General features: G+C 45.6%; 8 protein-coding genes. 4 read left to right on the forward strand and 4 right to left on the reverse strand.

Annotated features, from left to right (window positions below; all coding sequences use genetic code 11):
* Positions 1–40: 40 nt before the first annotated feature.
* The 3 genes from M0Q51_06970 to M0Q51_06980 are packed head-to-tail and all read left to right on the forward strand — an operon-like array spanning position 41 to position 2,819.
* On the forward strand, positions 41–577 hold the full coding sequence (locus tag M0Q51_06970; GenBank protein MCK9399724.1) for a DUF1599 domain-containing protein: 537 nt from the start codon (positions 41–43) through the stop codon (positions 575–577).
* Positions 578–613: 36 nt separating this feature from the next.
* Positions 614–1,723: a DoxX family protein gene (locus tag M0Q51_06975; GenBank protein ID MCK9399725.1), complete on the forward strand. Its 1,110-nt coding sequence runs from the start codon at positions 614–616 to the stop codon at positions 1,721–1,723.
* 16 nt (positions 1,724–1,739) lie between these two features.
* On the forward strand, positions 1,740–2,819 hold the full coding sequence (locus M0Q51_06980) for an ABC transporter permease (protein ID MCK9399726.1): 1,080 nt from the start codon (positions 1,740–1,742) through the stop codon (positions 2,817–2,819).
* A 45-nt stretch (positions 2,820–2,864) separates the two neighbouring features.
* On the opposite strand, the gene M0Q51_06985 is transcribed toward M0Q51_06980, so the two are convergent.
* The 4 genes from M0Q51_06985 to M0Q51_07000 all read right to left on the reverse strand — a co-directional run bounded on the left by M0Q51_06985 (position 2,865) and on the right by M0Q51_07000 (position 10,404).
* A complete protein-coding gene (locus tag M0Q51_06985; GenBank protein MCK9399727.1) occupies positions 2,865–3,977 on the reverse strand; it encodes a site-specific DNA-methyltransferase in 1,113 nt (370 codons plus the stop codon).
* 101 nt (positions 3,978–4,078) lie between these two features.
* Entirely contained in the window at positions 4,079–6,634 is a 2,556-nt protein-coding gene (locus M0Q51_06990; GenBank protein ID MCK9399728.1) for an ATP-binding protein, read from the reverse strand.
* A 466-nt stretch (positions 6,635–7,100) separates the two neighbouring features.
* Entirely contained in the window at positions 7,101–9,773 is a 2,673-nt protein-coding gene (locus M0Q51_06995) for an AAA family ATPase (GenBank protein MCK9399729.1), read from the reverse strand.
* Between the two features lie 196 nt (positions 9,774–9,969).
* On the reverse strand, positions 9,970–10,404 hold the full coding sequence (locus M0Q51_07000; GenBank protein ID MCK9399730.1) for a methylase: 435 nt from the start codon (positions 10,402–10,404) through the stop codon (positions 9,970–9,972).
* Positions 10,405–10,540: 136 nt separating this feature from the next.
* Here M0Q51_07000 and M0Q51_07005 point away from each other — a divergent pair, with 136 nt between their 5' ends.
* Complete coding sequence (locus M0Q51_07005; GenBank protein ID MCK9399731.1) at positions 10,541–10,921, forward strand: hypothetical protein; 381 nt, start codon at positions 10,541–10,543, stop codon at positions 10,919–10,921.
* Positions 10,922–11,248: the final 327 nt, after the last annotated feature.

The raw sequence follows: 11,248 nt of genomic DNA on the forward strand, positions 1-11,248 counted from the left end.
TTGAATATCAACCTTTTCTTTTGCGAAGATACAAGAAATGATGACAGAGACTTCCCGGCAGTTCGAACAGGCCATAGCAATGTGTAAAGAGGTGTTTGTAAACAAGATGAAGGATTATGGCAGCGCCTGGCGAATCTTAAGGACTTCATCACTTACCGACCAGATTTACATCAAGGCAAACCGTATAAGAAGCATTGAGCAAAAAGGCATCCAAAAGATCGGGGAAGGGATACGGACGGAGTTCATCGGTATCGTTAACTATTCGGTCATGGCCCTCGTCCAGCTGGAGCTTGGGCCCGAAGGGAAGCTGGAATTAAACAAGGATGAAGCACTTAGCCTTTACGACCGGCATATCCGCAGCGCATGTGAACTGATGGAAGATAAAAATCACGATTACGACGAGGCCTGGCGCAATATGCGGATAAGTTCACTGACAGACATCATCCTGATGAAACTCATGCGGATCAAGCAGATCGAGGACCGGGAAGGGGAGACACTCGTTTCAGAAGGGGTGGATGCGAATTACCAGGATATCATTAATTACGCGCTTTTTGCGTTGATCAAGCTTGAAACTTGAAACTTGAAACTAGAAACTAGAAACTCGGAACTACTCATGTTCAATCTCCGAAACATCTCCAGGATACTCGTAGCACTCGTATTCATTTTCTCCGGATTTGTGAAAGGGGTCGATCCGCTCGGAACGGCATACCGCATCGAAGATTATTTTATCGCTTATGGCATGGACTGGGCTAATCCCATGTCTCTTTTTCTGTCCATATTCCTTTGTACGCTTGAATTCACCCTGGGAGTGAGCCTGTTGCTGAACCTGCGCATCAAACTGATATCCTGGCCACTGTTGCTGATGATGATCTTTTTCACTATTCTCACGTTTTTTGATGCCATTTATGACCCGGTCCCGGACTGTGGCTGCTTTGGCGATGCCCTGAAACTGACCAACTGGGAAACTTTTTATAAGAATATCGTCCTGATCATCCTGGTTGGGATCATTTTTTTCTACAGGAAGAAGTCCCATTCCATGTTTCTGCCCAGGATTGATCACATAGCTATAGCAGTCATATTCACCGGGTTTGCCATATTCTCCGTTTATCAGTACCGGCATTTGCCCTTGATCGATTTCCTGGGATGGAAAAAAGGCACCGACCTTCTCCCGGATAATCCCGGTAAAGCCAAAATCTGCCTGACTTACAGGAATAAAATCACGGGAGAGGAAAAAGAGTACCTTTCTCCCGATTACCCCTGGAATGACAGTACGTGGGTGGCACAATGGGAATTTATGGATCAACGGATCGACGATTCTGGCGTGATCAAAGGCCATTCCCTACAAATATTCAATTATGAGGGTAATGATTACACTGAAACTTTTATCAATCATCCGGGGTACCAGTTCCTGGTTGCTTCTTATAGTCTTAAAGATGCTTCCCGTAAAGGTTTTGAGAAGATTGACAAGCTTTTTGGTGATATTTCGAGCGATGGCCATTCATTAATTGTTCTGACCGGAAGCTTGCTGGAAGAGATTGAGTCTTACCGGCAGGGACTCCATCCCGACCTTGAATTTTACCAGGCCGATGATATTGAACTGAAAATGATGATCAGGGCCAATCCCGGTTTGATTTTACTGAAAGACGGTGTGGTACTTGGTAAATGGCATTACAGGGATCTGCCGGACTACCAGGATCTGAAGAAAGAATTTCCGGATATGTAATGGTAAAAATTTAATTATGCCGGGTTTTCTGATCAAACGGTTGCTTTACGGTCTCCTGGTACTCTTCGGAGTCATAACCCTGGTATTTATACTCTTCAATATCCTTCCGGGCGACCCGGCCCGGATGATGCTCGGCCAGCGGGCTGATATTTCTTCCGTTGAAGCTATCCATAAAGACCTGGGACTGGATAAACCGCTTATGACCCAATACCTTAATTTTCTGAACGATATATCGCCCGTTTCGGTGCACAATAATCAAAATCCTGAAAATTACTGGTACCTCAACCCGGAGAAGTATTCACCTTACCTGAAACTGTTCAGCATTAAAAAAACCAGCCTTGTCTTAAAGATGCCCTATCTCAGGAAATCATACCAGACTAAAAGGGAGGTGGCAGCGATCATTGCAGAAGCATTTCCTAAAACCTTATTGCTGGCCGCGGTTTCAATGATCTTTGCATTTATTATCGGCGTTATTGTAGGTATTTTCAGCGCTTTAAAAAAAGATGGCATCTTCGACCGGGTAGCTTTGGTCCTTTCTGTTCTGGGCATGTCGCTGCCTTCTTTTTTTGCTGCGATTATCATCGCCTGGGTATTTGCTTTCCTGCTCTCCGATTATACCGGGTTAAACATGACCGGCAGCCTGCAGACAGTGGATGATTTTGGCAGAGGTGAATACCTTAGCCTGAAGAATCTTATCCTGCCGGCTCTTACACTTGGAATCAGACCGCTCGGGGTGATTGTCGAATTGACCCGCAGTTCCCTGCTGGATGTGCTTTCGCAGGATTATATCCGCACCGCCCGGGCAAAGGGGCTCAGCGAATTCCGGGTAATTACCCGGCATGCCCTTAAAAATGCACTCAACCCTGTAGTGACGGCGGTTTCAGGCTGGTTCGCATCACTGATGGCCGGTGCAGTCTTCGTGGAATATGTCTTTGATTGGAAAGGGATCGGCGTCGTCATCGTGGATGCCCTCGAAAAATATGACTTCCCGGTGATCATGGGTACTGTGCTCTTTATTTCAGTGATCCTGATCATCATCAATATCCTTACTGATATCACGTATGCGTTGCTTGATCCGAGGGTGAGACTGGAGTAGGGAGTCAGCAGTCAGCAGTCAGCGGTCAGCAGTCAGCAGTTGACATCAATCAGCACGAAACTCTAAAATGACCTCTTCTCTCATTCGACTCCTCATATTGTCTCCAGCCCTCACGGATTCGGGGGGGGGCAAATATCGCCGCTTTGTTTCAATTGGGCGTGTATTGCGCGAAACGAGGAAAAGGCCGTTACTATCTGCAAGTCGAATCAAGGCCGCTGAGTTTTTGATAAATATACCGCTAATGGCGGAGTCGCCCATAACGAAGACGGCACGCCCCTCGTGCTTAAGAACACGTGAACATTCCTCTATTACTTTGCTCATATCCCAGACAAACCGTCGGATCATACCCTGATGCCGATTATCAAGCAATTCGAAATCGACCATGGCTTTCATCGCTTCCTGTATTGCTTTATTTGAAGTGGTCCCTTTCGAAACTTCCGTACCGATATTGCCAGCCCTAATCGCGCGAATTTCGGAAATGCTATGCCCCATCCATACGAGGGACAGCTTGTGTCCACGAAGGTAATCGATGGCGTTCAGGTAAGGAGGAGATGTAATCACCATGTCCACACTCGCAGACTCTACTGGCAATGCTCTGGCATCGCCATACTGAATGTCGGCGGGTATAGAGTCATTAGAATTGCATATAAAAGGGCAACTGCTAGCCACAGTTGAGACAGCCTTGAGAAAGGCATTAAATGGCTGCATTGGAGCAATTTTATACACTTTATGGGGACGGCTATGAGAAATATCCATCGCAAGCGAAGCGCCGGAAGTCTTGGTGATAATCATTCGCGAGAATGCGCACCAAAGAAGAGTTCTCTCTGTTTGCGACCGAACCCTTGATATGCAAGTTGCTAAAGAACTTAGTTCACGGCGATTTCCTGGATCAAACCAGAAGTCAATAAACCGACATGTTTCTTCATCTGTGTTTTTCGGATAGGATCTCTCAGAAGTCATCCTATTGCTCAAAGTTCTTGCTTGTTCCAAAACAAGTTGCGCTCGGACTTTTAGAGTTTTTGGCTCAACATCGGCGCACCATGCACGCGCAATGAGAAGCGCAAGAGGATCGGTATCGAAGCCAATGGCACGGTGTCCTCTCAACCTTGCACAGACCAATGTTGTTCCCGAACCGGACATAGGGTCGAGAATATTCAATGAATCACCTGTTTCGGGTAGTGAGTCCCAAACAATCGAAGGCGCCATCCGAGCTGGAAACGGATGCACAGGGCGTATATGAGCTTTTTGTGTCGCAGAAATCATATATGTATCGTTCTTCTTTCCTCTTCGGGGTACTCGCCAACTGCAGCCCTAATATCCTCCAGGATCAAGTCTGGTCGCCGGTCGATTTCTACCGTATTTTCACGAGCGAAGACAACGCCACGCGCCATGACCTGCATAGCTTTGCAGCACTCAATTAGGTCTTGCTTGTTCATTCGTATCGCTGGTGTACAATGTCGAAGTTCTGTGATTACTGCAGCATATTCAACCGCTTCATTAGGTTGCTCTTCAGCTAAGTGCCAGATGGTTCCCAAAATCTCAATGTATGGCCAATTCTCAGGCGTCTGAGCCGCAAGATTATCGACCCACAATTTGCTTTCCTCCGGCGTAACACAGTTTCTAAAGAGATTGCGTAGATGGCTGAGGCCTCCAACCCGTTTCGCTGAAGCAACCCGGATCAACCGTGCCAAATCATCAATATGCATCAACGTAATAGTTTTACCAGTATTTCTCTTGTGAGTGTTGATTTCCCTCACTGAAGCGGAATCTTCGCCAGTGGAGGTGGCAAAGCCATTCCCTATCACTAAATGGTGATCGCAATTGTAATCCTGCATATGCCTTGCGATTCCTGATATATTCAAGCGTAGAGCAGATACAGACTGACCGCTTTTTGCCTCAAGGCCAACTTTGTATCGTTGAACAGTGCCGTCTTCCGCAGCTGCCAAATGAGCCTCAGCAGTACCATCGGGTTTGCCGCTCCCACCAATACGAATTACATTAGCAAATCCCATTGCCTCAAAAGCAGAACGCATTTCCTCTTCCAGTTTATTTTCATCGTCTCGTGCTTCGGTGAGGGCGAGGGCTATCATTCCTGCTGTCCGACGTGCGGACGATCTGACGAACTGCCTCAGTAATTCATCGCGTCTGCCAATAACGTCACGAATCACACTTTCGTCCAAACCCATATAATAGAAGTGAGCTTCCATGAGGATTTCGGACATAGCGAACATTTCGAGTGGAAGATTACGCCGAGCATCGGCGAAGAACTCTTGAAATGCAGCTACAAAAGGATGTGAAGAATTAATAAGCAACTTACCTTGCTGTATGTCGAAGATCGCAAAACCATCCTTTGAATCCAAAGCACTTAATTCCGTGGATCGAAGCAAACCGTCCGCTCCTTCAGCTTGTTGTTTCAACTCCTCCAAAAATTCAGTCTGTTCTTTATCGGAGAGTCCTGAAGGAAAACGTAGATAGTAAGGAGTGGCCTTTTTCTCCGCAACCATTTGGGCGAGCGCCAACAATGGCCTTCGAGTCATGCTTCCCGGCGCAGATGAGATTCGCGCAGAGATCAAGGCCGCTGGACTTTGTAATCGATCATATTCGACAAGTTTGTTACGGGCAAGATTGAAGCCAGCGCGCAGAAAGTTCTGTGCCTCTTTGTAAAGATCACCTTGTTGAAAGGATTCTCTCGAAGACCTTAGTGCTTCGTCCAAACTGTCAATGTGGACAACCATTCGAAACCTAGAAAATGTACCATGTCTTAGTAAATTGCGTTCTATGCCGAAACCTAAATCGTCGACATTCACTTGCCTTCCACGTACATAAACGAAGAAACCATTGCTTTGTCCAAATCTCTCCTTCCCAGCGTCAAGTTCATCCTTAAATATTTCTATGTATCCACTGATTCGACCCAATAACCTATCCTGATAGACGCCATATCGATGAATAGAATCTTCTAACTCGCTTATATCCTCTCGTCCAATAAGCCCTTCAGGACAAGGCTTAGGCATTTGGATCACATCTTTGCCAATAACCAGTTTTGCTATGGGCTCATCTATTTCTGGAGGAGAAATTGGATCCCCATCAAGAAAAAGGTGAAAATCACCGCGTTGGGGCATGGCAGTTTGCAAAATCCATTTGAGCCGACCAATTTTAATCTTCTTACCCATTTCCTTAAGCCCGGACATTATAGCAACGGTCCATGATGGATTCGCATTATCACCAAATAGGCGAAGAACTTTATATCCTTCCTTTGTTCCAAGTGTCCAAGGTAGTATTGCATCTTGAGCTTCTTGTTCCGTGAGTATTCTTAATGGTATTTTAATGGTTTGCTCATCGAAAACTCCTTTAGAACCTTCTCCGACGCTACTAGCCAGATTTGTGTAATCCATTGTGGCAGCATAATATGTATCACAGGACTTACTGATATGAGTAAGTTTTGAAGCCAAAACAAATGTGGACAATTTGCCAATGCCGAATTTCCCAATAGGGTTTCTTCTGGATGAACTAGTTCCCCTGCGTCTTGTACTTTCGCCAATGATCCAATGCTTCTTGAGGTCTTCATTATTCATTCCTTCTCCATCGTCAATAACAACGATAGTCGCGTTTGCAGCTTTAAGGTCTGGGGAAAGGATGATGTGGACATTCTGCGCGCCTGCATCAAACGAATTGGAGATAAGTTCTTCTACAGCCTTATTTGGGCTTGAATAGAGACCTTCAGAGAAAAGCTGAATGATCCTATGACTAATTTTGACATCTATCTGGTCAGTTGTGCTTCCCGCTATTTCGAACACATTTCTATTCGATGAATTCATTGTTATTCGGACCTTTTTCTAAATCTATATTTTGTATTACTACAGTCTTTTCTAAAAAATTAGTTTTGTCAACCATTATCTCGATTATGATAATGTTTAATTACTTAATAGACTGCGGATCTGCAGTCTATAATAGAATAAATATTTATTAAAAAATTAATTATTAAATAGTTACAGAATAATTGCTTTGTAGAAATAATGCCAATTCAAATTCTTTAACTTTATTACAAAATTAAAATTAAAGGTTTACAAAACCAAAAAAAGTATTGGAACAGGTCAAAGAATAGATAAAATAATGTCATTACATTCATAGAAAGGCAGAGTCATATTTTTTGTGAATTAAAAAATACATCTGTTTCCTCCAAAAAAACATCCTGCTGAAATAGGCTCTAACACCGCACTTTAGCCGACAGCGCAGCTGGTCGGCAGCAAGCGATTGTTGGGCTTTTAATCGGTTCGACATTCGTCATTGTGGTTCCAACTGCTTCTTACGGCGTAACTTTGTTTGATCGCGGCGAGCGATGAGCTGTTTTGAGAAAGCCCGCAGAGCATTGATGTCGGCGAGCAGTTCATCAGGTGCTGGGCGGTCATTATGCAAAGCCTTGGATTTGTCATGGCCTGTCATCCAAGTACTGGCCTTCGACATGTGAAGATCGACACTATGGATGTCGGAGTCTTCAATTGCTACTTGGTTGAGCTTGAGTGTCTGCACACTGTTCCGATATCGGCACACTACGTTGTAGAACATGTCATCCTCAACACAAGATTCCCAAGCTTCGCGCAATAACCCATATATATGTGCCGCTTTCTCGTTGTATTCGGCCATATTGTTCGGATGAAGCGGCTTGATCTCGTGCACTAATCCGTCCAGGTATTGAGTCCGCTGGTTGACCTTCAAGGCATACCATGGTGCGCCGTTTGTCGTGACACCAGCCGATTTGCCAACTCGGCGCAAAGTATGCACGGCAATACCAACAGGCGTACCGGCCAAAGCTAGCGAGAGGCCGGCGTCCTGCAATTCCATTAGGAAAGCTATGTTATGCGTGAATATAATTACCTGCCGTTTCAACCCCTCGCGTGCGAGCCGAGCAGCGATCTTACCGGTAAACACATGATCAAGTGATGAGACCGGGTCGTCCAAAACGATCGCGTTGGCATGTGGAGCAAGCTGAAGTTCAGCCAAGAAGCCAGCAATCGCGATGACACGCGCTTCGCCCTCACTGAGTATTTGGGATGTACGCGCACGGTTCAGTATGTTAGCGCCTTCTAGCCACATCTCGTGCACCGTCTCTCCGATGTCTCCACTAGCCTTCAGCGAAATAGGAACCCTCGTCGCGCCTAGCTCACTAAGCTCCGCCTTAAAGGCATTTAGCAACTCAGGGGTCAGGTTCTTCCGGATTATCGTTGTACCTTGCCGCGTGATCTCTTGTGTACGAAGGGTGGCGACGGCGCGACGCAGATTAGCATTGCGGCGTGCCTTTGCGACAAACGCGCTGATATCAACTTTCCTTGTATTGAGTGCTTTTCGCGATTTGCGTTCTGCCACGTTGGCGATGAGCTTCTTATACTCCTCGGGTTTAGCCGCGTTCGTGATTTCGGTAGTCTTTTGTGTAAGCGTTTGCATAACTGCTTGTAGTGCCTCCGCAACTGATGCAGGCCAGGGTGGCAGCAACACTGCCTTCCGCGGATCTTCACCTTCTTTGAGCAAAGCTAGTGATGCTGCTTTTCGCTTCGCAACCGCCACGTGGTAGGCTTGAAAATCACCTGCCACCTTCGTGTCCTGACTGGCGAGATCGTCGAAAATGAATTCTAGCGCTGCGTCAGACGAGGGAGCTATATGTTCTACTTTATCGCGCATCAACATCAGCGCGTTACGCTTGCCGGCGAGCACAGCGTTTGTGGCATCCTCCATGAACTTCTTAAAACGGCCAAAACGGGCAACCGCCCGCTCATCTAATGGTTGTTGACACAGTACGCAGACCGCATCGTCTGTCTTTGGGAAGGATTCGCCGGGATAGGCTATCTCTTCAGAATATTGCTTCGCTGCCTTGTAGAGGATTTCCCATTGATTGGTAGACGCAACGCCGGGCAGTGCTTCGGGCGTCTGCCGTTCGGCCATGGCAGACGCATGTGCGAGCTGCGCGGCGTTTACTTCAGCAAGAACCTTCTGGATGGCTTCATTCGTCAACTCCGCACACATTACAACGAGTCCAGCCATAGCGTTAACCGCATTATTGACGCGCCCCTTGGTCTTATCGAGGCGGGCGACCTCTTGCGTCGCTTTTGAGGAGTCTGATGTCCGCACGAGCCTTTCATGGGCAGCCAATTCCAGCTCATCCTGCGGAGTCCAAAGCGTAGCTGCTTGAATAACCTCGTCTTTGGTGGTCTCCGACAATGACTCAAGAAAGATTGCCGAAGGTGTGCCCACTTCAATGGCTGAATCCTGAATCGGGGAAAGGTCCGTTATCTCGGCTTCCAAGTCAGCCCGAACTTTCAGGACTATCTCAGCAGTTTTCATGAATATGTCTCCACCGTAAGGTAGATAGCTGATTTCGTTGCGGGCATCCGTAATGACTCTGGCGCAACGACTGTCGAACACAGTGATATTGGTCAAGACAGGATCAGGGGGGATATCTTGGGTCCAAATAATATTCATTTGCTTGTCGTCCTGTTTTATCTTAAGAGTCGCGGTTGGTGTACCGGGTGGTACCCTTGCGAAGACGTCTGGAAGGATACGCTCTTCTTTATCGCGGGCTTGGCAAGCGAGCTTCAGAATTCGGGAGTAGCCGGACTTACCGGAGCCGTTGTCTCCGTATACCACCGTGACGCCACTTTCGGCGAAGGGCTGTGTCTGACCAGCCTTGATAATGTTAACGTTTCGGACATCGTCAATTGACAGCAGTTTGACCGCAAGCACTGTTGCTGGAGCACCCGAAAATTTGCCAGCAACTGGGGGAATTGGCTTCAGATTATCCGGGGGTGGTGAAAGCTTCAAGTCTGCTCTGGCCAAAGCCAGTATCTCAGAATAATCCTGATTACTTAGCGGCTGTTCGCCTGTCGTCAAAACACGACGTACAACATCTCCTTGCCAAGCTGGTAAAGTGTTAGCCCACGTGATCACATCGTCAATGGTAGCCATATATTAATCTATTGGTCTAACTATTCAATAAACTGCAAACTTGCTGTCTATGACTCGTTAGACATTGCTATACAAATTAGTTATTAAATAGTTACCGAATAATTGCTTTGTATAAATACATCAAAACAAAATTCCTTCACTTTCTTACAATAATAAGACAAAAGGATGACAAAACCAAAAAAAATATTGGAACATGTCAGTTAACATCAGGCAGTTGGCAGTTTACGGTCGGCGGTAAGCGGCCAGGGGTGGGTTTTTTGCTCAGTTTTTTCTTCTCCACCCCGAATATCCCTGCCGTGTATTTTTCATAGAGATCGAAGAGGTATTCGATCCGTTTCGTTTCATTGGGAAATGGCTGCGGACGGTAACACAAATCCACGGCTTTATCGAGTTCCTGGTGGGCCTTTACCAGCGCCGGCGGCATCGTCAGCGGATCATACAAATCGGCCAGGCTGCTGCCGGGAAACTGCAACCGGGTATCCAGCACCTTCTGCGCCGCCGCTTCCACCACCTGCTTTTGCTTATCCGTGGGATTTTCCGGCCAGGGGAAATTGTTGTAAACGATTGTATTTGAATAACGGAATCTGCTTTCTAATCTTCCGCAAATATGCTTAACCCATACGACATGCATAAAAGAGCTTAAAACACCAAATTCAAATTTTGACGCTTTTGGAATAACACTGGCTGAGTTATTAATTATAAAGTCAGATGTAAAAAAGCCAAGAGGTATATATGTTCTGTTTTCAGAAGTTGTCAAAGGGACGAATATGAAATCATTAATCGGCTGCCTTAATTCAGCAAATATTGAAGGATATCCAGCAGCAATTTTTGTCGGTAGCTTTTTACTCTTTAAACGAAATTCCCGAACATTTTCAATCCTCCTTAGAATCAACGGAAATTGTTGTAAATCATTTGGTTCTGCTCCAACAAGCCATAAACACCATCGAGTTTTATTTTTTAAAAATTCATCTGCACTGATGAAGGGCCTGATATATTTCCTACTATTTGGTTCTGCATTAATTAAATCTTCTTTTTCTTTTTCCGATAATAAGAAATTGCCATTATCAACAGGTTTACTACCCCAAACCATTATTGGGAAATTACATATTGGAGTCGATCTTGACTTTATTACAAGGTCCCTACCTTGAATAAGATAAGGATTAATATTACTGACTTTAATTTCATGTGGCTCACCTTTTATATCTTCATATTCAAAAAGTCTTTTTTCTTGGATATCGAAATCAGAAAATCCTACTATAACAACATGAACCGCAGCTTTTCCACGGGCTTCATTGCTCCACTTAAAAGTCCGATGTGCAAAATGAATCTTAATCTGATATTTATTAAATAGTGTCTGTCCATAATGTCCCCCATTTTAATAATAACCATCCGATTTTTTGAAGCGCAGGGGGATTTTTCGCAACAAAATACCATCACTCAGTGATACAAGGCCAAGAGCCTGTTAATTTCTCAGC

Source organism: Bacteroidales bacterium (assembly GCA_023229505.1).
Classification (GTDB): Bacteria; Bacteroidota; Bacteroidia; order Bacteroidales; family JAGOPY01; genus JAGOPY01.